Below are 22,013 nucleotides of genomic sequence, written 5' to 3'. Positions count from 1 at the left end.
ATGGCGTTCACCCGTGCCACCGGGAAGCACCGTGCCCCGAGCCGCCTCACGCGCCGGAGCGCGCGGGCCGCCGGCATCGCGGCCCTGGCCACCACCGGAGTCATCGGCTCGCTGGCCTCCCCGGCCATCGCCGCGGACACCGAGGCCGCCCAGGTCGCCGACACCGGCCTCACCCAGGCCGTCGCCCTCGACGCCACCCTCGCCGACCGGATCGGCGCGCAGGCCCACGCCCAGAAGCAGCAGGCCGACGCGATCGCCGAGGCGAAGGCCAAGGCCGCCGCCGAGGCCCGCGCGAAGGCCGCCAAGGCCAAGGCGAAGGCGGAGGCCGAGCGCAAGGCCGAGGCCCGCGCCAAGGAGGTCCGCGAGGAGAAGGCCCGTGCCGCCCGCGCCGCCGAGCGCGCCCGGCTGAACGCCTTCCACCTCCCGGTCTCCGGCTCCCACGTCACCACCGGCTACAACACCGGCGGCGCGCTCTGGTCCTCCGGCAGCCACTCCGGCGTGGACTTCCAGGCCGCCTCCGGCAGCTCCGTCGTCGCGGTCGGCGCCGGTACGGTCGTCGAGGCCGGCTGGGGCGGCGCGTACGGCAACAACATCGTGCTCCGGATGACGGACGGCACCTACACCCAGTACGGCCACCTCTCCTCGATCGGCGTCTCGGTCGGCCAGAGCGTCTCCTCCGGCCAGCAGATCGGCCTCTCCGGCTCCACCGGCAACTCCACCGGCCCGCACCTGCACTTCGAGGCCCGCACCACCCCCGACTACGGCTCCGACATGGACCCCGTCGGCTACCTGCGCTCCCACGGTCTCAGCGTCTGACCCCACCGCGCGATCCACCGCCCGAAGGCCCCGGCTCCCCGCCGGGGCCTTCGGTAATTCCGGCGTGAAGATATCCATGGATTCCGACCTGCCATCGGAAATTCCGGCGGATTGCAATAGAGTCACGGAACAGACGTCGGGCGGCCGCGTTTCGCGGGGATCAAGGCGGAGGTTCGGACATGCGCATTCCCGCGCATTCGGTATGCACGGCAATTCGTGACGACATCGTCTCCGGTGTCTTCGAGCGCGGCAGCCGCCTCACCGAGGAGGTGCTGGCGCGCCGGTACGGGGTCTCCCGCGTCCCGGTCCGCGAGGCGCTGCGCACGCTGGAGTCCGAGGGCTTCGTGGTCACCCGCAGGCACGCCGGCGCCTGTGTCGCCGAGCCCACCGAGCAGGAGGCGGCCGACCTTCTGGAGGTGCGGATGCTCCTGGAGCCGCTGGGCGCCGCACGTGCCGCCCAGCGGCGCACGGAGGCCCATCTCAAGGTGCTCCGGGGCCTGGTCAGGCTGGGTCAGGAGCGGGCCCGCCGGGGCGAGGGCGAGGATCTGCGCTCCTTGGGCGGCTGGTTCCACGAGACCCTCGCCCAGGCCTCCGGCAGCCCCGGACTCATCGCGCTGCTCACCCAGCTCCGGCACAAGATCGCCTGGATGTACGCGGTCGAGCAGCCGGCCCGCCCGGTCGACTCCTGGGCCGAGCGCGGGGCGATCGTGGACGCCGTGGCGCGCGGCGACGCCGAGCGGGCGAGGGCGCTGACCGCCCAGCACGCGGAACGCGCCACCGGGGCCCACCGGCTCCGCCGCCCCGATCGGACCGGGCGGCGCACCGCCCCCGTCCCCCGCGTGAGCACTTCGCAACATGGCGTAAACACCGCGGGCGTCCGCCATTAACAGGAGAGCCGTATACAAAGAGAAGTAATTCCGGGAATGCGGTCTGTGCTGCCCGAATTATCGAGGCGCCGCTCTTTCCGGAAAACGAAAGAGCCGCGATCCCTTCCAGGGTCGCGGCTCTCGCACCTCGGGTATCCGGCAGAGCCGGAAGCCCTCGGATCAGACGGTCTCGGGGAGTTCTTCCAGGCCCTCGGCGACCAGCTTGGCCAGCCGGTCCAGAGCGGCCTCGGCGTCGCCCGCCTCGGACGCGAGCACGATCTCCTCGCCGCCCTGTGCGCCCAGACCGAGCACCGCGAGCATGGAGGCGGCGTTCACCGGGTTGCCGTCGGCCTTGGCGATCGTCACGGGGACGCCGGAAGCCGTGGCGGCACGGACGAAGATGGAAGCGGGGCGGGCGTGCAGGCCCTCGGCCCAACCGACGTTTACGCGGCGCTCAGCCATGGTTCTGCCCTTCACATATCAACGGTTGTCTAGACCAGTCTCTCATGCAGTGCGCAATGCTGTGCCCGGCCTTCCGTCCGGTCCGGTCCTCCGGCTGCCCAGGTCCGGGCCCCCTCAGACTGCCCCGGCACCGATCCCTCCGCGACCGGTGTCCCCGCCGTAGGCTTTGCCCATGGAGCCCACGCCGGAGCAGAGTCCGCCTCACGCGTACCCCGACCACTGGGAAGCGGACGTGGTGCTCCGCGACGGTGGCACCGCGCGCATCAGGCCGATCACCACGGACGACGCCGAGCGACTGGTCAGCTTCTACGAGCAGGTGTCCGACGAGTCGAAGTACTACCGGTTCTTCGCCCCGTATCCCCGGCTATCGGACCGGGACGTGCACCGCTTCACCCATCACGACTACGTCGACCGGGTGGGACTGGCCGTCACGATCGGCGGCGAGTTCATCGGAACCGTCCGCTTCGACCGCATCAACGACCAGGGCCGCCCCGCCTCCGCGCCCGCCGACGAGGCCGAGGTCGCCTTCCTCGTCCAGGACGCCCACCAGGGCCGCGGGGTCGCCTCGGCACTCCTCGAACACATCGCCGCGGTCGCCCGCGAGCGCGGCATCCGGCGCTTCGCCGCCGAGGTGCTCCCCGCCAACAACAAAATGATCAAGGTGTTCCGGGACGGCGGCTACACCCAGCGCCGCAGCTTCGAGGACGGCTCCGTCCACCTCACCCTCGACCTCGAACCCACCGAGAAGTCCCTCGCCGTCCAGCGCGGCCGCGAACAGCGCGCCGAGGCCCGCTCGGTGCAGCGCCTGCTCGCCCCCGGCTCCGTCGCCGTCATCGGCACCGGGCGCACCCCCGGCGGAGTGGGCCGCACGGTCCTGCGCAACCTCCTGGCCTCCGGCTACACCGGCCGTGCGTACGCGGTGAACCGCGCCTTCGACGAGGAGCTCGCCACCCTCGACGGGGTCCCCGCCCACCGCTCGCTCGGCGAGATCGACGAGCGGATCGACCTCGCGGTCATCGCCGTCCCCGCGCACCGGGTCCCCGAGGCCGTCGCCGACTGCGGCGAACACGGCGTCCAGGGCCTGGTCGTCCTCTCCGCCGGATACGCCGAGCGGGGCGCCGAGGGCCGTGAGCTCCAGCGCGAACTGGTCCGCCAGGCCCGCTCGTACGGCATGCGGATCATCGGCCCGAACGCCTTCGGCATCATCAACACCGCCGCGTCCGTCCGGCTGAACGCCTCGCTCGCTCCCGAGTCGCCCGCCCGCGGCCGGATCGGCCTGTTCACCCAGTCCGGCGCGATCGGCATCGCCCTGCTCTCCGGCCTCCACCGGCGCGGCGCGGGCCTCTCCTCCTTCATCTCCGCGGGCAACCGGGCCGACGTCTCGGGCAACGACTTCCTGCAGTACTCCTTCGAGGACCCCGACACCGACGTCGCCCTGCTCTACCTGGAATCGCTCGGCAACCCGCGCAAGTTCACCCGGCTCGCCCGCCGCACCGCCGCCGTGAAGCCCGTCGTCGTGGTGAAGGGCGCCCGGCACAGCGGCTCGACCCCGCCGGGCCACGCGGTCCCGGTCAGCCGCATCCCCGACGCCACGGTCTCCGCGCTGATGCGCCAGGCCGGAGTCATCCGGGTCGACACCGTGACCGAGATGGTCGACGCCGGGCTCCTGCTGGCGGGCCAGCCGCTTCCGGCCGGCCCCCGGGTCGCCATCCTCGGCAACTCCGAGTCCCTCGGCCTCCTGACGTACGACGCGTGCCTCGCCGAAGGCCTGCGCCCGCGCCCGCCGATCGACCTCACCACGGCCGCCTCCCCGCAGGATTTCCGGGACGCGCTGGCCGAGGCGCTGGCGGACGGGACCTGTGACTCCGTGATCGTCAACGCCATCCCGTGGGTGGGGGAGAACGGGGAGGCCGAGACCGGCGACGGCGAGGTGCTGGCCGCCGCCCTGCGCAAGGCGGCGGCCGGGGGCTCGGCCAAGCCCGTGGCCGTGGTCCACGTCGAGATCGGCGGCCTCGCCGAAGCACTGGCCGCCGCGTCGAGCACGGCCGCCCCCCGCCCCCGCACCGTGACGCCCACGCCCCAGCCCTCCGGGGCGGCCCCACCGCCGACGGGCCCGGAGCGGCCCACTGCGCTGGACGGGTCCACCGCCCCGGACGGGTCCACCGGCCCGGACGGGTCCACCGGCCCGGCTGCGGGCACCGCCCCGGAGAGGCCCACCGGCCCGAACGGGTCCACCGCCACAGACGGCCCCACCGCCCAGGACGGCCCCACCGCCCCAGCTGCGGGCACCGCCCCGGAAGCCGCCATCGGGCCCGGCCGCATCCCCGCCTACCCCGCCGCCGAACGCGCCGTGCGGGCCCTCGCCGAAGCCGTGAAGTACGCCCAGTGGCGCCGCCAGGCGGCCGTGCCCGGCAAGATCCCCGAGTTCCTCGACGACACCATCGACGAGCCCGGCGCCGCCGCCCTGATCGAGGCGCAGCTCACCACCGCCCCCGACCCGCGCGGGCGTCCGCTCACCCATGACGAGGCCCGCGAACTGCTCGGCAGCTACGGCATCGCCGTCCGCCCCACCCGGCCCGCCCCGGACCCCGAGGCGGCCGTCGCGGCGGCGGCCCGGCTCGGCTACCCCGTCGCGCTCAAGACCACCGCGCCCCACCTGCGCCACCGCGCCGACCTCGGCGGGGTCCGCCTCGACCTCGCCGACGAGGAAGCGCTGCGGCGCGCGTACGGAGAACTGACCGACCTCCTCGGCAAGCCGGCCGAACTGCTCCCGGTCGTCCAGGCGATGGCCCCGCGCGGTGTGGACACCGTCGTCCGCGCCTCCATCGACGCGGCCGCCGGGGCCGTCCTCTCCTTCGGCCTCGCGGGCGCGCCCTCCGAACTGCTCGGCGACACCGCGCACCGGCTGGTCCCCGCCACCGACCGCGACGCCGCCGAGCTGATCCGGTCCATCAGGGCGGCCCCGGTGCTGTTCGGCTGGCGGGGCTCGGCCCCGGTCGACACCTCCGCGCTCGAAGAGCTGCTGCTGCGGCTGTCCCGGCTGGTCGACGACCACCCCGAGGTGGTCTCCGTCGCCCTCGAGCCGGTCGTCGTCGCCCCGCACGGGCTGACCGTGCTCGGCGCGAGCGTCCGGCTCGCCCCGCCGCCCGCCCGCGGCGACCTCGGCCCCCGCCGCCTTCCGAACTACTGAGACCCACCGGGTGCCGGGGGGCGGGTCCGACCGACGGTGGCCACCGGGGCGTCCCCGGCAGCCACCGGCCCGCCGTAGGATGGTGCTCATGGCAAAGACCGGTACGACGACCCAGGGGCTGCGCGCGGCGATCGAGCGCAGCGGCTACTACCCGGCCCTCGTGGCCGAGGCGGTGGAGGCCGCCGTCGGCGGAGAGCCGGTCGCTTCGTATCTGGTGCACCAGGAGACCACGTTCGACTCCAACGAGGTACGCCGTCATGTGACGGTCCTCGTCCTGACCGAGCACCGGTTCATCGTCAGCCACACCGACGAGCAGGCCGCCGACACCAGCTCCCCGACGCCGTACGCCACCACCTCCACCGAGTCCGTGAAGCTGGGCCGGATCTCCTCCGTCGTGGTCAGCCGCGTGGTGGCCAACCCGGAGAAGTACGTCCCGGGCTCCCTGCCCCGCGAGGTCGTCCTCACCATCGGCTGGGGCGCGGTCTCCCGGATCGACCTGGAGCCCGCCGCCTGCGGCGACGCCAACTGCGAGGCCGACCACGGCTACACCGGCAGCTCCACCGCCGACGACCTGAGCCTGCGGGTCAGCGAGGCCGGAGACGGCCCCGACGCGGTCCGCCAGACCCTCGCCTTCGCCCAGTCGCTCTCCGAGGCCACGGCCGCCACCGCGGTGACCGGCCGCTGATGGCCCAGCCCGCCTGGCAGGACCCCGTCCTGCTGCCCCTGGACACCGCGCCCGTGCCCGAGTACGGCAGCGGCTCGCTCGCCGACCTGCTGCCGACGCTCGTCGCCGGACAGGAGGTGCCGGGGTTCTCCGCCACGATCCCCGAGCTCACCCCGGCCGACCGCAACTGCGTCTTCCTGATCGACGGCCTCGGCTGGGAGCAGATCACCGCGCACCCGGACGAGGCGCCCTTCCTGCACTCGCTCCTTTCGACCTCGCGCGGCGGCACCGGCCGCCCGCTGACCGCGGGCTTCCCCTCCACCACCGCGACCTCGCTCGCCTCGGTCGGCACGGGGCTGCCGCCCGGAGAACACGGCCTGCCCGGCTACACCGCGCGCAACCCGGAGACCGGCGCGCTGATGAACCAGCTCCGCTGGAAGCCGTGGACCGCGCCGAAGGTCTGGCAGCCCTATCCCACGGTCTTCCAGCTCGCCGACGCCGCGGGCGTGCACACCGCGCAGGTCTCCGCGCCGACGTTCGAGCAGACGCCGCTGACCAAGGTCGCCCTCAGCGGCGGCTCCTTCCTCGGCCGGCTCTCCGGCGAGGACCGGATGGACGTCGCCGCCCAGCGCCTGGCCGCCGGCGACCGCTCGCTGGTCTACACGTACTACAGCGAGGTCGACGGCAAGGGCCACCGCTTCGGCATCGACTCCGACGCCTGGCGCGGCCAGCTCATGTACGTCGACGGGCTCGCCCGACGCCTCGCCGAGCAGCTCCCGCCGCGCTCGGCTCTCTACATCACCGCCGACCACGGCATGATCGACATCCCGTTCGACGAGCAGTCCCGGATCGACTTCGACGAGGACTGGGAGCTGCGCGCGGGCGTCGCCCTCCTCGGCGGCGAGGGGCGCGCCCGCCATGTCTACGCGGTGCCCGGCGCGCAGGCCGACGTCCTGGCCGTCTGGCGCGAGGTGCTCGGCGAGCAGTTCTGGGTCGCGAGCCGGGACGAGGCCATCGCGGCCGGCTGGTTCGGGCCGACGGTCGACGAGCGGGTGTACGGACGGATCGGCGACGTGGTCGCCGCCGCCCACGACGACGTGATCATCACGGCCTCCGTCAACGAGCCGCACGAGTCGGCGATGACAGGCGTGCACGGCTCCCTGACCCCGGTGGAACAGCTCGTCCCCCTCCTCGAAGTACGCTCGTAACCCCTCCCGCCGTGCCCCCTCCGAAAGGTGCTCGACCCCTCATGCCCGAGCTGGTGTTCTTCTCCGGAACCATGGACTGCGGAAAGAGCACGCTGGCCCTGCAGATCGGCCACAACCGCTCGGCACGCGGGCTCCAGGGAGTGATCTTCACCCGGGACGACCGCGCGGGGGAGGGCAAGCTCTCCTCCCGGCTCGGTCTGGTGACGGACGCGGTCGAGGCCGAGGAGGGCATGGATCTCTACGCCCACATCGTCGACCGGGTCAGCCGGGGCGGCCGGGTCGACTACGTGATCGTGGACGAGGCGCAGTTCCTGGCCCCGGTCCAGATCGACCAGCTCGCCCGGGTCGTCGACGATCTGGGGCTCGACGTCTTCGCCTTCGGCATCACCACGGACTTCCGCACCAAGCTCTTCCCTGGCTCCCAGCGGCTGATCGAGCTGGCCGACCGGATAGAGGCCCTCCAGGTCGAGGCGCTCTGCTGGTGCGGGGCCCGCGCCACGCACAACGCCCGTACCGTGGACGGCGAGATGGTCGTCGAGGGCGCCCAGGTCGTCGTCGGCGACGTCAACCGGCAGGCGGGCGAGGTCGGTTACGAGGTGCTGTGCCGCCGGCACCACCGCCGCCGGACGACCGGCGGGACGGCCCGCGCGGGCAGTCTCTCCCCGGACGTCCTGCCGGTCGCCTCCGAGGCGTAGGGGCCTCTCCTAACCCGCCGCGGACCCGGGCCCGGCGGCGGACCTGATGACCGTGAACACGGCCCCCTCCGGATCCGCGACCGTCGCCAGCCGGCCGCTCGACCCCTCGCGCGGCGGTTGCAGCACGCGCCCGCCCAGCTCGACCACCCGGGCCGCGGCCCGGTCCGTGTCGGCGACCTCGAAGTACGTCATCCAGTGCGGCCCCCGGTCGCGCGGCAGCGCGTGGCCGACCCCGTGCAGGGCCGCCACCGGAACGCCGTCCAGGTGCAGGGTCTGGTAGTCGAAGTCGGCCGAGACGACCGCCTCCGTCTCGTAGCCGAAGACCGTCTGGTAGAACTTCGCGACCATCGAGGTCTCCCGGGTCACCAGCTCGTTCCAGACGGGCGTGCCGGGGACGCCCGCCGCCATCGTGCCGATGTGCTCCGAGCCCTGCCAGATGCCGAAGACCGACCCGCCCGGGTCCGAGGCGATGGCGAGCCGTCCGGCCTCACCCGCGTCGAGCGGGCCGACCGCGACTGTACCGCCGCAGGAGCGGATGGCCTCGGCGGTGACGTCCGCGTCGTCCGTGGCGAGGTAGGTGGTCCAGGCGATCGGGAGGTGCCGGTCGGGCGGCAGCTGGCCGATGCCCGCGACCTCCCTGCCGTGCAGCAGTCCGCGGACGTAGGGGCCCAGTTGTTCGGGGCCGGGCCGGAACTCCCAGTCGAACAGGGCCCCGTAGAACTCCTGGGTCGTGGTCAGGCCGTGCACGATCAGACTCACCCAGCAAGGTGTTCCGGGCGTACGCCGGGCGGCAGCCTCGGTCATCGTCTTCTCTCCTCGGACCGTTGTGGTGGCCGTGCGGGGGAACGGGACAGGTACGCCGTCCCGGGTCAGGACGTGGTCCGCGTGCCCCGTGCAGATGCTTGCACCCCCCGACGCCCCAGGCGCACCGGCCGCGCCGCGTTGTCCGGGTTCTCGACGAAGGACGACCGGATTCCCGCCGGTCGTCCCTTCCGATGCTGTTTCGGGCGCCGGGGCCGCTGCGCGAGGATGGCCCCATGAAGCCCATCATTACCGCATCCGAATGTGCGAGCGAGTCGGCCGGGCCGCGGCCTCCGGTGCTCCTGGACGTCCGCTGGCAGCTCGGCGGCCCCCACGGCCGTCCCTCCTACGAAGCAGGCCACCTGCCCGGCGCGGTCTTCGTCGACCTCGACACGGAGCTGGCAGGACCGGCGGGCGACGGCGGCCGCCACCCCCTCCCGGACCCGGAGGCGTTCGGGGCCGCGATGCGCCGGGCCGGGGTCGGCCAGGACACCCCCGTGGTGGTGTACGACGGCGGCCTGGGCTGGGCCGCTGCGCGGGCCTGGTGGCTGCTGCGCTGGACGGGACACCGGGACGTACGGGTGCTGGACGGCGGCCTCGCCGCCTGGACGGGCGACCTCTCCACGGAGATCCCGCACCCCGTCGAGGGCGATTTCCGGCCGAAGCCCGGGGCCCTGCCCACCCTGGACGCGGAGAGTGCCGCGGCCTTCGCCCGGTCGGGTCTGCTGCTGGACGCGCGGGCGGCGGAGCGCTATCGGGGCGATGTGGAGCCGATCGACCGCGTCGGGGGTCATATCCCCGGGGCCGTCTCCGCGCCGACCACGGGGAACGTCGACACGGACGGGCGCTACCTGCCGGCCGAGCGGCTCGCCGAGCGGTTCGCCGGGCTGGGGGCGGCGGGGAGCGCCGACGGCGTGGGCGTCTACTGCGGATCCGGCGTCTCCGGTGCGCAGGAGGTGCTGGCCCTGGAGATCGCGGGCTTCACCGGAGTCCTGTACCCCGGCTCCTGGTCCGAGTGGTCCTCGGACCCCGCCCGGCCGGTCGCCACGGGGCCCGAGCCCCAGTAGTCCCACCGCGCCGCCCCGGTGGGGCGGGCGGCCGAACGATAAGGAAGCGGGGCCCGTACGCGACTGCGTACGGGCCCTGCTCCCACCGGTGGTCATTCCCGGTCAGTCCTGCTTCTTGCGCCGGGTGCCGAAGACGATCTCGTCCCAGCTCGGCACGGCGGCCCGGCGGCCCGGCCGGACTCCGTCCGCCTCGGCCTGACGGTCCGTCGTCCCGGTCAGCCGGTCGCGGTGACCGGCCACCGCCCGGGGCATCAGCACATCCGCGTACGCGGACCCGGCGCCGGCCGAAGCGGCGGCGGCGGGCGGCTCGTCCGCCGCCGTCTCCTCCGCCGGTTCGAGCGCGGGCGGCTCGGGCTGCGTGGGCCGCTCGGGCACGACCATGTCGCCGCGGAAGCTCGGCACCGCCTCCAGCAGGCTGGTCAGCGAGTCGCGCTCACCGGCCGATGCGCTGCTCACGTACTCCTCCGGCTCGGCGGCCGGTGCGGGCCGCTCGATCTGCCGGTCGCGCTCGATCTGCCGGTCCAGGGCCCGGTCCAGCGGCCGGTCGCGCGGCAGCCGGGCGATCCGGGGCACGAACGGGAAGCTGGGCTCGGGTGCGGCGACGTCGTCGGTCTCGCCGATCAGCGAGCGCGCCTCGTCGTCCAGGGCCTGGACCAGCCGCCTGGGCGGGTCGTACGTCCAGCTCGCCGAGTGCGGCTCTCCCACGACCCGGTAGACGAGTAGGACTTCCCAGGTGCCGTCGTCGCGGCGCCACGAGTCCCACTGGACGGTTTCCTTGTCGGCGCCGCGCAGCAGGAGACGCTCCTGCACCGCCTCGCCGAGCTGGGGGCCGGTGTTCTCGCCGGGACGGCGCACGGGAGTCTTCCGGGCCCGCTCGGCCATGAAGGCGCGCTCCGCGAGCACGGGGCCCTCGAAACGGCGTACCCGGTCGACGGGGATGCCCGCGAACTGGGCGACCTCCTCCGCGGAGGCACCGGCCCGTATGCGGGCCTGGATGTCGCGGGGCCGGAGGTGGCTCTCCACCTCGATCTCGATCTGGCCGAGCCGGGCGCGGTCGTTGCGCACGGCGGCGCGCAGCCGCTCATCGATCGGAAGCGTGTACTCCGTGCTGTCCGCAGCCTTGAGCACCAGTCGTGTGCCGTCGTTGGAGACGGCCACGACACGCAGTTCGGGCATGGGAACCTCCCGGGTGGTGCCTGCCGACGTCACGTGCGTCGCTGCTTCCGCTAGTCGAGTGTGACCTGCCCGGGTGCAGCCTGCCACAACCTTGCCGAGTTGCCCGGCGTGTCGGGCGCTCGTCCTGGAGCGCCGCCATGACACGGTTACCCGTTGCGACCCAAAGTGACCGATTTGGCCGCTCTGCGTAGCAAGCGCCGGTGTGATGCCTTGACGCCGCCGGTGCGAGTGCCGCCGTCGGCCCCCTTCGGTGGCTGCGGATTCCCACGTCGGAGTCCGCCCCAGGGCTCGTCACAGTACTCCATTCGGGCCACCGGGGTGGACCGGCACGCCGCCGAAGTTCTCGCGGGGCGCGGGAGTTGAGATACCCAGTTCTCCGTGAAATGCCCCTGATGCGTGTTGTGCTTCACACAATCACCGGAAACGGAACTATCCACTTCGCTCATTTGTCTCTTCCTGTTGCATGGTGGGAGAGATGTCAAGCAGGGGCTGGTAATGGTTCAGAAGCCGGAAAGTGACACAGAACCCAAGGAAAGGCGCATAGATCTGAGTCTCCCGCAGGTCGCCGGGAGTGCCGTGGCGGCCGTCGCGGCAGCCGTGCTGGCCTCGCAGCTGGGCGTGTACGGCACGATCGCCGGCGCGGGCGTGATGAGCATCGTCGCCACCTGCGGCGGTTCGGTCTTCCAGCACTTCTTCCGCCGCACCGGCGAGCAGATCCGCGAGGTGACGGTCCAGGTGACCCACCCGGAGGGCCGTCAGGTGACGGTGCACACCAGGGAGACGACGCCCGCGGGGCACCGGCCGGCCGAGCAGCGGCACGGGCCGGAGCCGGCCGACGACGCCACCACGGTGCTGCCCACGGTCGACCCGGGCACGGTCCCGCAGGTGGTCCCGGACGCGGAGCGCACACAGCTGCTGAAGCCCGTCGACACGGACCGGACCCAGCTGCTGGATCTCGGCGACGCGCGGACCCGGATGCTCCGCGTCCCGCCGGCCGGAGGCCCCGCAGCCGCAGCCGGCCCCGACGACGAACGTACGCGGATGCTGCCGCGGGTCGGAGCGGCCTCGGCCGGCGTCGACGAGGCGTTCGGCGAGGGCGTCACCCACGGCACCCGGATGCGCGGCTGGAAACGCCCCGCGCTCGCGGCCGCCGCGGTCTTCGCCGTCTCCATGGCCGGGATCACCGCGTTCGAGATGATCTCGGGCAACGACCTCAGCGGCGGCCGGGGCACCACCCTCAGCTCCGTCGTGCGCGGCGGCGGGGACCGGGACTCTGGACCCGCCGACCCCGCGCCCTCCGGGGACACCGGCCAGGACGGGGGAGAGGACGACCACGAGCCGACCCCCGGCGACGGCACCGGCTCCCCGCGCGCCACGGACGACGGCGGCAGCGGGAGCCCGGACCCCGGTACGGGCGGGGGCGACGAGAACCCGACCACCGGGCCCACACCCACCCCGACGCCCTCCGGCTCCGGCGGTGAGACCGCGCCCGACCCGACGCCGCCCACCCCCTCGGCCTCCGGCGACGCCGGGACCGGCGCACCCTCGACCGGCACGGGCATCGCCCCCGGGCAGGGCGAGCAGGCACCGCCCGGCGCCGACGCCGGGTGACCGGCGTACCGGCGGCGGCGGACTTCAGTCGCCGAGCACGCGCCGCAGGTAGTCGTTGCCGAACAGACGGTCCGGGTCCAGCCGGTCGCGCAGCGCCGTGAACTCGCCGAAGCGCGGGTAGACCTCCGCCAGATAGGCCGCGTCGCGGGTGTGGATCTTCCCCCAGTGCGGCCGGCCGGAGTGCGCCGTCATGATCCGCTCGACCGCCGTGAAGTACGAGCGGTGGGGCGTGCCCCGGTACAGGTGGACGGCGAGGTAGGCGCTGTCCCGGCCCGAGGCGGTCGACAGGGCCATGTCGTCGGCGGGAGCGATGCGTACCTCCACCGGGAAGCTGATCTTCAGGGGCGACCGCTCGACCATCGCCTTCAGCTCCCGCAGCGCCGCCACCGCCTGCTCGCGCGGAACGGCGTACTCCATCTCCACGAACCGCACCCGGCGGGGGCTGGTGAACACCTTGTACGGGATGTCGGTGTACGTGCGCGCCGACAGCGCCCGGCTGGAGAGCCTGGCGATCGAGGGGATCGTCGCCGGGACCGCGCGGCCGAGCGAACAGGCGACCTGGAAGACCCCGTTGGACAGCAGCTCGTCGTCGACCCAGCTGCTCACCCTCCCGGGCGGGGCGGCCGGACCGGCGCTGCGGTTGTTGCGCTTGGTGTTGCAGTTGCCGGTGTGCGGGAACCAGTAGAACTCGAAGTGCTCGTTCTCGGCGACCAGGGCGTCGAAGTCCGCGGTGACCCGGTCGAAGCTCATCGGCTCCTCACGGGCCGTCAGCAGGAAGATCGGCTCCACGGCGAGCGTGACGGCGGTGATCACCCCGAGCGCCCCGATCCCGACCCGGGCGGCGGCGAACACCTCGGCGTTCTCCTCGGCCGAGCAGCGCAGCACCGTGCCGTCGGCGGTGACCAGCTCCAGCGCGCGGATCTGCGCGGCTATCGACGCCGAGTCCCGGCCCGTGCCGTGCGTACCGGTGGAGGTCGCCCCGGCGATCGTCTGCTCCATGATGTCGCCCATGTTCGTGAGCGAGAGACCCTCGCGGGCGAGCGCGGTGTTGAGCCGCTTGAGCGGAGTGCCCGCCTCCACCGTCACCGTCATCGCCGTACGGTCGATGTCCCGGATCCCGGTGAGGAGGTCCGGGCGTATCAGCACCCCGTCGGTGGCGGCCGCCGCCGTGAAGGAGTGGCCCGCGCCGACCGGCTTCACCTTCAGGCCCTCCGCGCCCGCCCGGCGCAGCACGTCCGCGAGCTCGTCCACGGACGCGGGGGACTCGGCTCGGGCCGGCCGGGCGGTGACGTTGCCCGCCCAGTTACGCCACGCGCTCGTCGTCGTCCGTGCGTAGGTGTCGGTCATCTTCCCCGCGCCCTCCCGTCGCAGCCGGCCCGGCCAGCCGGCGATACCCCAGGAACGCCACCGCCGCCGCGAGAGCTCCCGCCACGGCGGGCACCGCGTACCCCGCCTCGGCCCCGGCGGCGTCGACCACCCAGCCGGCGGCCGAGGAGCCGAGCGCCACGCCGACGGCGAGCCCGGTACTCGTCCAGGTCATGCCCTCGGTCAGCTTGGTGCGCGGTACGTGCGCTTCGACGAGGGCCATGGTGGTGACCATCGTCGGTGCGATGGCGAGGCCCGCGACAAAGAGCGCCACGGCCAGCAACGGAAGGTTCCCGGCCAGTTGGAGGGGGATCATACTCACGGCCATCGCGCAGACACCCACCAGCCACCTGGTCCCGGGGTTCCCCCTGAGGTGCAGCAGCCCGAACACGGCCCCCGCGAGACACGAGCCGAGCGCGTAGACGGCCAGCACCAGGGAGGCCGCGGCCTTGTGGCCGCGCTCCTCGGCGAAGGCCACCGTCACCACGTCCACGCCCCCGAAGATCGCGCCCGTCGCCACGAAGGTGGCCACCAGGACCTGGAGCCCCCGCGAGCGCAGCGCGGAGCCCCCGGTGTGCTGCGACTTCGGGTGCGGCACCGGTTCGGTCGCGCGCTGCGCGGTCAGCCAGAACACGCCGACCAGCAGGAAGGCGGCGGCGATCAGCGGTCCCGCCTCCGGGAACCAGGCGGTGGACAGGCCGATGGAGATGATCGGGCCGAAGATGAAGCACACCTCGTCGACGATCGACTCCCACGCGTAGGCGGTGTGCAGATCCCGGCTGGAGCCCCGGTAGATCTCCGCCCAGCGCGACCGGACCATCGACCCCACGCTCGGCACACAGCCCGCGCCCACCGCGAAGACGAACAGCGTCCACTCCGGCAGGCCCTGCTGGGCGCAGATCAGCAGCCCCGCCACCGCCGCCACGGCCACCAGCGTGACCGGCCGCAGCACCCGGCGCTGCCCATAGCGGTCGACCAGCCGGGACACCTGGGGGCCGCAGGCCGCCGCCGACATCGCCAGCGTCGCCGAGAGCGCCCCGGCCAGCCCGTAGCGGCCGGTGAGCTGGGAGATCATCGTCACGACGCCGATGCCCATCATGGACAACGGCATCCGTCCGAAGAAGCCTGCGGCGGAGAACCCCTTGGAACCGGGGGCGGCGAAGATGGCGCGGTAGGGGCTGGGCAAGAGGTACTCCGGTCGTGCCTGTCAGGCGTATAGCTGGCCCATACAGCTTACGGCCGGGCGGACGTGCCGGACACCGGATTCCGGGCGGCCCGGGGGAGTGCGCGGGCCCGCGGCTCCCGGGGTTCCGCGGTCTTCCCGACGGGGCGTCGGATGTCGGTTGCCGCCCTGTCGGAGGCGGGTGGCAGGATCGATGTCATGTCCGATCTGCGCGATCCCGCTCCCTACGACGCCCTGTTGCTGCTCTCCTTCGGCGGCCCCGAGGGCCCGGACGACGTCGTCCCGTTCCTGGCGAACGTGACCCGCGGCCGCGGCATCCCCGAGGAACGCCTCAAGGAGGTCGGCAAGCACTACTTCCTGTTCGGCGGGGTCAGCCCGATCAACGCGCAGAACCGCGCCCTGCTCGACGCGCTGCGCAAGGACTTCGGCGAGCACGGCCTGGACCTCCCGGTCTACTGGGGCAACCGCAACTGGGCCCCGTATCTGACCGACGTCCTGCGTGAGATGACCGCCGACGGGCACCGGCGCATCGCCGTCCTCGCCACCAGCGCCTACGCCTCCTACTCCGGCTGCCGCCAGTACCGCGAGAACCTCGCCGAGTCGCTGGCCGTCCTGGCGGCCGAGGGGCTGCCCGTGCCCCGGGTCGACAAGCTGCGGCACTACTTCAACCACCCCGGCTTCGTGACGCCCATGGCGGACGGCGTCCTCGCCTCGCTCGCCGACCTCCCCGAGGACGTCCGCGCGGGCGCGCACATCGCGTTCACCACCCACTCCATCCCGACCTCGGCCGCCGACGCCTCGGGCCCGGTGGAGGCGCACGGCGAGGGCGGCGCGTACGTCGCCGAGCACCTCGACGTGGCCCGGCTGATCGTCGAGGCGGTGCGCGAGGCGACCGGCGTCGAGCACCCCTGGCAGCTCGTGTACCAGTCCCGCAGCGGCGCCCCGCACATCCCGTGGCTGGAGCCCGACATCTGCGACCACCTGGAGACCCTGCACGGGGAGGGCGTCCCCGCGGTCGTGATGGCGCCCGTCGGCTTCGTCTCGGACCACATGGAAGTCCTCTACGACCTCGATACCGAGGCCACCGCGAAGGCCGCCGAGATTGGCCTGCCGGTCCGCAGGTCCGCCACGGTGGGCGACGACCCGCGCTTCGCCGCCGCCGTACGCGACCTTCTCCTGGAACGCGCCGAGACCGAGCGGGGCCGGCCGGTGGAGCGCTGCGCACTGGGGTCCCTGGGCCCGTCCCACGACCTCTGCCCGGTCGGCTGCTGTCCCGCCAGGGCCCCGAAGCCGGCCGCGGCGGGCGCCGACAGCCCGTTCGCCTGATCCGTCGTCCACCCCAGAGAGCGCCTGTCCCGTCGAGTCCCCATGGGAGCACCGTGACCGACCCCGACCTGTCCGAACTGCTCGACCTCGCCCTGGAGGCCGCCCGCCGCGCCGGAGCCCTGCTGCGCGACGGCCGCCCGGCCGACCTGGGGGTGGCCGCGACCAAGTCCAGCCCCATCGACGTGGTCACCGAGATGGACATCGCCGCCGAGAAGCTGATCACCGGATACCTCTGCGACTTCCGCCCCGACGACGGCTTCCTCGGTGAGGAGGGGGCCAGCTCCCCGGGCAGCACCGGCATCCGCTGGGTCATCGACCCGCTGGACGGCACGGTGAACTACCTCTACGGCCTGCCCACCTGGGCGGTCTCCATCGCCGCCGAGCGCGACGGCCGGCGGGTCGTGGGTGTCGTCGAGGCCCCGATGCGCCGGGAGACCTTCCGGGCGGTCCTCGGCGGCGGTGCGTTCGCGAACGGCGAACCCCTGCGCTGCCGGCCCGCTCCGCCGCTGGACCAGGCCCTCGTCTCGACCGGTTTCAACTACGTCTCCCACGTCCGGACCCACCAGGCGGACATCGCCCGGCAGCTGATCCCCAGGCTCCGGGACATCCGGCGCGGCGGCTCGGCCGCCGTCGACCTCTGCGACGTGGCGGCGGGCCGGCTGGACGGCTACTACGAGCGGGGGCTGCACCCCTGGGACCTGGCCGCGGGCGACCTCATCGCCCGGGAGGCGGGCGCGCTGACCGGCGGCCGTCCGGGGCTGCCCGCCGACGGCGACCTGACGGTGGCCGCCACCCCCGGCGTCTTCGAGCCCCTGCAGGCCGCCCTCGACGAACTGGGCGCCTGGCACGACTGACGGGAGGCCCGCACAAGGCCCTGACGAGGGGCCTGAGGCCGCCGCACACGCCAGGGGGCCCCGGACACCATGACGGTGTCCGGGGCCCCCTGGCGTACGGCTCAGACGCTGGTGACGCCGATCTCCACGCCGTGCTCGGCGGCGAGACGGCGCAGATCGTCCAGCTCGCCCTGCTCGACGTCCGCGAGGAAATCGTCGCCGTCCTCGCGCGCCCGCGTGAGGTCGGACTCGGTCGTCCTGATGCGTTGCAGCAGACCTGCGGTGAAAGCGTCCATGATGCGCCCCCTCATCGTGGGTCGGTGGCACGGGGGTGTGCCCGGGATGCCCCCGGCCAGGGGAGCCGGAGGAGCGGGTGATCGCGCCGCCGCTCCGGGGAAAAGAAGCGGGCCGTGGCATGCCACGTGACAGGCGTGATCGCGGGTGTGAACCCCTCTTCCCCACGCCCAGGCTCAGAGAAACCTCAACTGACCCGGAAATCCGCCGGTTTCCCGGCCGGAAGCCGCCGATCGGTCCGGCCCGCCGCCGCCTTACCGCCGGTTTATACGCGTTGCGGGCAGGATGGAAGCGCACAGTCGGCATTGCTGCCCGTGTCCGAGCGGCCCCTGCGTGGGCCGCTCGCTCTGTGAACCCATCGAAGGACCGAAGGAAGGACTGCGCCGTGCGCGTACTCGTCGTCGAGGACGAGCAGCTGCTCGCCGATGCGGTGGCCACCGGACTGCGCCGGGAGGCCATGGCCGTCGACGTCGTCTACGACGGTGCCGCGGCCCTGGAGCGCATCGGGGTCAACGACTACGACGTCGTCGTGCTGGACCGGGACCTCCCGGTGGTGCACGGGGACGACGTCTGCCGCAAGATCGTCGAGCTCGGCATGCCCACCCGGGTGCTCATGCTCACCGCGTCCGGTGACGTCAGCGACCGGGTCGAGGGCCTGGAGCTCGGCGCGGACGACTATCTGCCCAAGCCCTTCGCCTTCAGCGAGCTGACCGCCCGGGTGCGCGCGCTGGGCCGCCGTACGACGGTGGCGCTGCCGCCCGTCCTGGAGCGCGCCGGCATCAAGCTCGACCCGAACCGGCGCGAGGTCTTCCGGGACGAGGTGGAGATCCAGCTCGCCCCGAAGGAGTTCGCGGTGCTGGAGGTCCTGATGCGCAGCGAGGGCGCGGTCGTCTCGGCGGAACAGCTGCTGGAGAAGGCCTGGGACGAGAACACCGACCCCTTCACCAACGTCGTACGGGTCACGGTCATGACGCTGCGACGCAAGCTCGGCGAACCGCCCGTCATCGTCACCGTGCCGGGCTCCGGATACCGGATCTGAGGACCATGGCCACCACCCCGGGGCCCTCCGCGGCGCCTCCGAAGCCCACCTGGGAGCCCAAGCAGCAGGATCCCCCGTACCCCTGGCTGCGCCCGACCATCCGGATACGGCTCACGCTGCTGTACGGCGGGATGTTCCTGATCGCGGGCATCCTGTTGCTCTCGATCATCTACATGCTGGCCGCGCAGGGCCTGCACGTGGGCAACGAGCTGCCGTTCAAACTGCTGCCCGAGAGCAAGATCCAGCTCACCAACAACGCCTGCCCGGCCCTCACCCCGGGCCTCTCGGCGGACGAGGCGAACGCCGCGCTCAAGGCATGCAACGGGGAGCAGCGCCAGCAGGCGCTGGACACCCTGCTCAACCGTTCGCTCCTCGCCCTGGTCGGGCTCAGCGTCATCGCCTTCGCCTTCGGCTACGCGATGGCGGGACGCGTTCTGTCCCCGCTCGGCCGGATCACCCGGACCGCGCGCCGGGTGGCCGGGACCGACCTCACCCGGCGGATCGAGCTGGACGGCCCGGACGACGAGCTCAAGGAGCTGGCGGACACCTTCGACGACATGCTGGACCGGCTGGAGCGGGCCTTCACCGCCCAGCAGCGGTTCGTCGGCAACGCCTCGCACGAACTGCGCACCCCGCTGGCGATCAACCGCACCCTGCTGGAGGTCCATCTCTCCGACCCGGAGGCGCCGCCGGAGCTCCACCAGCTCGGCAAGACCCTGCTGGCCACCAACGAGCGCAGCGAGCAGCTGGTCGAGGGCCTGCTGCTGCTGGCCCGCAGCGACAACCAGATCGTCGAGCGCAAACCGGTCGACCTCGCCGAGGTCGCCGAACGGGCCATCGACCAGACCAGGGCTGAGGCGCTGGCGAAGAAGGTCGAGATCCGCGGTGAGCGGGGATCGGCCGTGGTCCAGGGCAACGGGGTCCTGCTGGAGCGGATCGCGCTGAACCTCGTGCAGAACGCCGTGCGCTACAACGCACCCGAGGACGGCTGGGTGGAGGTCACCACCGAGGTGGAGCACGGGCAGGCCCTGCTCGTCGTCTCGAACACCGGCCCGGTGGTCCCGGCGTACGAGATCGACAACCTCTTCGAGCCCTTCAGGCGGCTGCGCACGGAGCGCACGGGCAGCGACAAGGGGGTCGGTCTCGGCCTGTCGATCGCCCGGTCCGTCGCTCGGGCCCACGGAGGCCGTATCATCGCGGAGCCCCGCGAGGGTGGCGGTCTCGTGATGCGCGTCACTCTGCCGGTCTGAGAGGCTGCACGAAGTGATTCTTCACCGAATCTCCATGTTCGCTTTGGGCGGAATTTTCAGGACCCGTTCCCGGGCGTGCCGTGTGTGATCGATCACAAGGCGGATTTTCGGGCCATCTACTCTCCGTGATCACGACTCTGTCGGAAAGCCGGTAATCACCCGGGTTTTCGGCGATCGTTATCACGGGAAGTACACGGGGTGGCACCCGTGAACTGCGCACTCGGGACCGTGTACGGTCCCCATCGCCACCCAAGCCGAGTCTCGCCGAGGCGCCCGGTTGGGTGTCGATTGAGTAACAGACCTTGATGTGAGGCAAAATCTCCGCCTCAGGTCGGGCACAAGTCCGGCCTCTCACGCGTTACGTGCGCTGAGACACCCGTAGATACCCAAGAGGGGGAGAGCGACATGGCAACGGATTACGACACCCCACGCAAGACTGACGACGACGTGGACCAGGACAGCCTCGAAGAGCTCAAGGCGCGTCGGAGCGACAAGACGGCATCCGCCGTCGACGTCGACGAATTCGACGCGGCCGAGGGACTCGAGCTGCCCGGCGCGGACCTCTCCAACGAGGAGCTGGCCGTCCGTGTGCTGCCCAAGCAGGCCGATGAGTTCACCTGCATGAGCTGCTTCCTGGTGCACCACCGCAGCCAGCTGGCCCGCGAGAAGAACGGTCAGCCCATCTGCCGCGACTGCGACTGAGGTCGGGTCGGCCGTGACAGGCGAGACACCGTTCAGGAAGCGGCGCCCCTGGCGTCGGCACGGCCAGCAGGCCCATCAGGACGGTACAGGCGGCACAGGCCCGGCAGAAGGCGGTAACGCGTCTGCCGAGCGGTCCGCCGCCCTGCCGGATCACTCCGGCAGCTCCGACGACGAGCGAGGCCGTTCGGCCTCGCTCGAAGTGGCCGGGTCGGCAGCGCCGCCGGACCGGGCCGGAGAGCAGGACCAGCAGGACCGGGCGGAGCCCACGACCGGGGCAGGCCGCCTGCACACAGTGAAACGGGGCGTGCGCAGGAGCAGGGAGAGCGCGAAGGCACTGGCGGTACAACTGGCCGACCGCATCATCGAGACGGCTCCCCGCGTGCCGGTGCGCGACCTCGCCACCCTGCGGAAGCAGTTCCCCGGGCTGGGGCCCGAGGAGCTGGCCGACAAGCTGGTGACGGGAGCCTGCCGGGGCACCGCGACCGTCGGCGCAGGCATCGGGGCCGCCGCCATGATGCCCGTACCGCCCGCCATGCTCGCCGAGCTGGCGGCGGAGGTGACCGGCGTCGCCGCGATCGAGATGAAGCTCGTCGCCGAGCTCCACGAGGTCTACGGCCGCCGCCCCCCGGGCAATCTCGGCCAGCGCAGCACCGCGTATCTGACGTCGTGGACGGAGGAGCGCGGCATCGACGTCACCCGGCCCACCACGCTCAACGCCGCCCTGGGCGGCCAGATGAAGCGTGAGCTGCGTCAGCAGATCATGAAGCGCATGGCGCGCAATCTGCCCAACCTGATCCCGTTCATGATCGGTGCCGCAGTCGGCGCCACGATGAACCGCCGTGACACCCGCAAGCTCGCCGACCGGATCAGGGACGACCTGCGCACCCAGCAGATCACCTGGGACCACCTCGACGAGCTGCCCCCACTGGAACAGCCCGCGCTGCCAGCCGTGCTGCCCAAGGAGATCGAGGGCTTCTGAGCGGGGCCCGAGCGCGCGCTCAGACCGTCGGCACGGCGCTCAGCGCCGCCGCCAGGCCCCACGGGTCCCGGGTGGAGAGATAGACGTACGGAGTCGGATCCTCCGGATCGGTGACCTCCACCCGCACCGCCGTCTCCACATAGCTGCGCAGCAGCATGAACGCGCGGGCGTCCGCCTTGTGCGTGCGCCAGGCCCGCGCCTCCTCGGCGTCCAGCACCTCGGGCTTGCCGAGCGCGGACAGCGGGATCCGGGCGTCGCCGGCCACGAGCGCCCCCGCCACCACCCGGATCCGGGCGGAGCCGTAACTGCTCACCAGGACCGCGGCCGCCGCCGTGCCGCCGACCAGCCCGGCGAGCAGCGGCAGGGTGCCCAGCGGCAGCAGCATCAGCGCGCAGGCGATACCGATCCCGAAGGCGATGAACCACCAGGAGCGGGGAGCGGTGAGACGTTCGTCGAAGGGCGGTGCGGAAGGCTGCATGGAACCAA

Annotated in this window: 21 protein-coding genes; 14 read left to right on the top strand and 7 right to left on the bottom strand. The window is 72.8% G+C overall.

The features are described 5' to 3' along the window. Positions 1–816 carry a M23 family metallopeptidase gene (locus ACH4UK_RS34645; RefSeq protein ID WP_398362884.1) on the top strand — a complete coding sequence of 272 codons (816 nt, stop codon included), beginning with the start codon at positions 1–3 and terminating at the stop codon, positions 814–816. 179 nt (positions 817–995) lie between these two features. After that, on the top strand, positions 996–1,703 hold the full coding sequence (locus tag ACH4UK_RS34640; protein WP_398362883.1) for a GntR family transcriptional regulator: 708 nt from the start codon (positions 996–998) through the stop codon (positions 1,701–1,703). A gap of 159 nt (positions 1,704–1,862) precedes the next feature. Here the strand turns inward: ACH4UK_RS34640 and ACH4UK_RS34635 are convergent, their stop codons facing one another. Further along, a complete protein-coding gene (locus ACH4UK_RS34635; protein ID WP_398362881.1) occupies positions 1,863–2,144 on the bottom strand; it encodes an HPr family phosphocarrier protein in 282 nt (93 codons plus the stop codon). Positions 2,145–2,316: 172 nt separating this feature from the next. Between ACH4UK_RS34635 and ACH4UK_RS34630 the strand changes: the two genes are divergently transcribed. From ACH4UK_RS34630 to ACH4UK_RS34615, 4 genes are all read left to right on the top strand, one after another. Further along, positions 2,317–5,334, top strand: coding sequence for a GNAT family N-acetyltransferase (locus ACH4UK_RS34630; protein WP_398362879.1), 3,018 nt, complete (start codon positions 2,317–2,319; stop codon positions 5,332–5,334). An 88-nt stretch (positions 5,335–5,422) separates the two neighbouring features. Continuing rightward, the gene (locus ACH4UK_RS34625; protein ID WP_398362877.1) at positions 5,423–6,019 is read left to right on the top strand and encodes a DUF5998 family protein; all 597 of its coding nucleotides are present in this window, start codon (positions 5,423–5,425) and stop codon (positions 6,017–6,019) included. Then, complete coding sequence (locus ACH4UK_RS34620; RefSeq protein ID WP_398362876.1) at positions 6,019–7,206, top strand: alkaline phosphatase family protein; 1,188 nt, start codon at positions 6,019–6,021, stop codon at positions 7,204–7,206. The genes ACH4UK_RS34625 and ACH4UK_RS34620 overlap by 1 nt, the downstream gene beginning before the upstream one ends. Before the next feature lie 41 nt (positions 7,207–7,247). Continuing rightward, positions 7,248–7,901, top strand: coding sequence for a thymidine kinase (locus tag ACH4UK_RS34615; RefSeq protein ID WP_398362874.1), 654 nt, complete (start codon positions 7,248–7,250; stop codon positions 7,899–7,901). Between the two features lie 9 nt (positions 7,902–7,910). On the opposite strand, the gene ACH4UK_RS34610 is transcribed toward ACH4UK_RS34615, so the two are convergent. Further along, positions 7,911–8,705, bottom strand: a complete 795-nt coding sequence (locus ACH4UK_RS34610; protein ID WP_398362872.1) for a VOC family protein — start codon at positions 8,703–8,705, stop codon at positions 7,911–7,913. Positions 8,706–8,938: 233 nt separating this feature from the next. On the opposite strand from ACH4UK_RS34610, the gene ACH4UK_RS34605 reads away from it, so the two are divergent. Then, a complete protein-coding gene (locus ACH4UK_RS34605; RefSeq protein ID WP_398362870.1) occupies positions 8,939–9,769 on the top strand; it encodes a sulfurtransferase in 831 nt (276 codons plus the stop codon). Between the two features lie 102 nt (positions 9,770–9,871). Here ACH4UK_RS34605 and sepH read toward each other — a convergent pair whose 3' ends face one another. Beyond that, positions 9,872–10,945 carry a septation protein SepH gene (gene sepH, locus ACH4UK_RS34600; protein WP_398362868.1) on the bottom strand — a complete coding sequence of 358 codons (1,074 nt, stop codon included), beginning with the start codon at positions 10,943–10,945 and terminating at the stop codon, positions 9,872–9,874. Between the two features lie 495 nt (positions 10,946–11,440). On the opposite strand from sepH, the gene ACH4UK_RS34595 reads away from it, so the two are divergent. Beyond that, on the top strand, positions 11,441–12,556 hold the full coding sequence (locus ACH4UK_RS34595; RefSeq protein ID WP_398362866.1) for a hypothetical protein: 1,116 nt from the start codon (positions 11,441–11,443) through the stop codon (positions 12,554–12,556). A gap of 24 nt (positions 12,557–12,580) precedes the next feature. Here ACH4UK_RS34595 and ACH4UK_RS34590 read toward each other — a convergent pair whose 3' ends face one another. Both ACH4UK_RS34590 and ACH4UK_RS34585 read right to left on the bottom strand, forming a co-directional pair. Then, positions 12,581–13,903, bottom strand: coding sequence for a D-arabinono-1,4-lactone oxidase (locus ACH4UK_RS34590; protein ID WP_398362865.1), 1,323 nt, complete (start codon positions 13,901–13,903; stop codon positions 12,581–12,583). Further along, positions 13,860–15,107, bottom strand: coding sequence for an MFS transporter (locus tag ACH4UK_RS34585; protein ID WP_398362863.1), 1,248 nt, complete (start codon positions 15,105–15,107; stop codon positions 13,860–13,862). Before ACH4UK_RS34585 ends, ACH4UK_RS34590 begins: the two co-directional genes overlap by 44 nt. 195 nt (positions 15,108–15,302) lie before the next feature. Here ACH4UK_RS34585 and ACH4UK_RS34580 point away from each other — a divergent pair, with 195 nt between their 5' ends. Together ACH4UK_RS34580 and ACH4UK_RS34575 are read left to right on the top strand one after the other, a co-directional pair. Beyond that, positions 15,303–16,430: a ferrochelatase gene (locus ACH4UK_RS34580; protein ID WP_398362861.1), complete on the top strand. Its 1,128-nt coding sequence runs from the start codon at positions 15,303–15,305 to the stop codon at positions 16,428–16,430. Positions 16,431–16,483: 53 nt separating this feature from the next. Further along, positions 16,484–17,284 (top strand): inositol monophosphatase family protein, encoded by an 801-nt coding sequence (locus ACH4UK_RS34575; RefSeq protein WP_398362859.1) that lies wholly within the window; start codon positions 16,484–16,486, stop codon positions 17,282–17,284. A gap of 101 nt (positions 17,285–17,385) precedes the next feature. Here the strand turns inward: ACH4UK_RS34575 and ACH4UK_RS34570 are convergent, their stop codons facing one another. Beyond that, entirely contained in the window at positions 17,386–17,559 is a 174-nt protein-coding gene (locus tag ACH4UK_RS34570; protein ID WP_398362857.1) for a hypothetical protein, read from the bottom strand. A 383-nt stretch (positions 17,560–17,942) separates the two neighbouring features. Between ACH4UK_RS34570 and ACH4UK_RS34565 the strand changes: the two genes are divergently transcribed. From ACH4UK_RS34565 to ACH4UK_RS34550, 4 genes are all read left to right on the top strand, one after another. After that, positions 17,943–18,596, top strand: a complete 654-nt coding sequence (locus tag ACH4UK_RS34565; protein WP_006128158.1) for a response regulator transcription factor — start codon at positions 17,943–17,945, stop codon at positions 18,594–18,596. 5 nt (positions 18,597–18,601) lie between these two features. Beyond that, on the top strand, positions 18,602–19,846 hold the full coding sequence (locus ACH4UK_RS34560) for a sensor histidine kinase (RefSeq protein ID WP_398362855.1): 1,245 nt from the start codon (positions 18,602–18,604) through the stop codon (positions 19,844–19,846). A 405-nt stretch (positions 19,847–20,251) separates the two neighbouring features. Beyond that, positions 20,252–20,548: a DUF4193 domain-containing protein gene (locus ACH4UK_RS34555; protein WP_003965732.1), complete on the top strand. Its 297-nt coding sequence runs from the start codon at positions 20,252–20,254 to the stop codon at positions 20,546–20,548. 13 nt (positions 20,549–20,561) lie between these two features. Next, a complete protein-coding gene (locus tag ACH4UK_RS34550) occupies positions 20,562–21,527 on the top strand; it encodes a hypothetical protein (RefSeq protein ID WP_398362853.1) in 966 nt (321 codons plus the stop codon). A gap of 19 nt (positions 21,528–21,546) precedes the next feature. On the opposite strand, the gene ACH4UK_RS34545 is transcribed toward ACH4UK_RS34550, so the two are convergent. After that, the gene (locus tag ACH4UK_RS34545; RefSeq protein WP_398362851.1) at positions 21,547–22,005 is read right to left on the bottom strand and encodes a DUF3093 domain-containing protein; all 459 of its coding nucleotides are present in this window, start codon (positions 22,003–22,005) and stop codon (positions 21,547–21,549) included. Positions 22,006–22,013 lie beyond the last annotated feature (8 nt).

The organism is Streptomyces sp. NPDC020884, from assembly GCF_044333935.1.
Classification (GTDB): Bacteria; Actinomycetota; Actinomycetes; order Streptomycetales; family Streptomycetaceae; genus Streptomyces.
This window is presented reverse-complemented; position numbering and strand designations above follow the sequence as displayed.

Excerpts from the sequence above, each read along its gene's own strand:
- ACH4UK_RS34610 (WP_398362872.1), bottom strand. The coding sequence starts at position 8,705 with ATGACCGAGGCTGCCGCCCGGCGTACGCCCGGAACACCTTGCTGGGTG.
- ACH4UK_RS34640 (WP_398362883.1), top strand. The coding sequence starts at position 996 with ATGCGCATTCCCGCGCATTCGGTATGCACGGCAATTCGTGACGACATC.
- ACH4UK_RS34555 (WP_003965732.1), top strand. The coding sequence starts at position 20,252 with ATGGCAACGGATTACGACACCCCACGCAAGACTGACGACGACGTGGAC.
- ACH4UK_RS34625 (WP_398362877.1), top strand. The coding sequence starts at position 5,423 with ATGGCAAAGACCGGTACGACGACCCAGGGGCTGCGCGCGGCGATCGAG.
- sepH (WP_398362868.1), bottom strand. The coding sequence starts at position 10,945 with ATGCCCGAACTGCGTGTCGTGGCCGTCTCCAACGACGGCACACGACTG.
- ACH4UK_RS34590 (WP_398362865.1), bottom strand. The coding sequence starts at position 13,903 with ATGACCGACACCTACGCACGGACGACGACGAGCGCGTGGCGTAACTGG.
- ACH4UK_RS34595 (WP_398362866.1), top strand. The coding sequence starts at position 11,441 with ATGGTTCAGAAGCCGGAAAGTGACACAGAACCCAAGGAAAGGCGCATA.
- ACH4UK_RS34645 (WP_398362884.1), top strand. The coding sequence starts at position 1 with ATGGCGTTCACCCGTGCCACCGGGAAGCACCGTGCCCCGAGCCGCCTC.
- ACH4UK_RS34570 (WP_398362857.1), bottom strand. The coding sequence starts at position 17,559 with ATGGACGCTTTCACCGCAGGTCTGCTGCAACGCATCAGGACGACCGAG.
- ACH4UK_RS34635 (WP_398362881.1), bottom strand. The coding sequence starts at position 2,144 with ATGGCTGAGCGCCGCGTAAACGTCGGTTGGGCCGAGGGCCTGCACGCC.
- ACH4UK_RS34545 (WP_398362851.1), bottom strand. The coding sequence starts at position 22,005 with ATGCAGCCTTCCGCACCGCCCTTCGACGAACGTCTCACCGCTCCCCGC.
- ACH4UK_RS34580 (WP_398362861.1), top strand. The coding sequence starts at position 15,303 with ATGTCCGATCTGCGCGATCCCGCTCCCTACGACGCCCTGTTGCTGCTC.
- ACH4UK_RS34615 (WP_398362874.1), top strand. The coding sequence starts at position 7,248 with ATGCCCGAGCTGGTGTTCTTCTCCGGAACCATGGACTGCGGAAAGAGC.
- ACH4UK_RS34620 (WP_398362876.1), top strand. The coding sequence starts at position 6,019 with ATGGCCCAGCCCGCCTGGCAGGACCCCGTCCTGCTGCCCCTGGACACC.
- ACH4UK_RS34630 (WP_398362879.1), top strand. The coding sequence starts at position 2,317 with ATGGAGCCCACGCCGGAGCAGAGTCCGCCTCACGCGTACCCCGACCAC.
- ACH4UK_RS34560 (WP_398362855.1), top strand. The coding sequence starts at position 18,602 with ATGGCCACCACCCCGGGGCCCTCCGCGGCGCCTCCGAAGCCCACCTGG.
- ACH4UK_RS34605 (WP_398362870.1), top strand. The coding sequence starts at position 8,939 with ATGAAGCCCATCATTACCGCATCCGAATGTGCGAGCGAGTCGGCCGGG.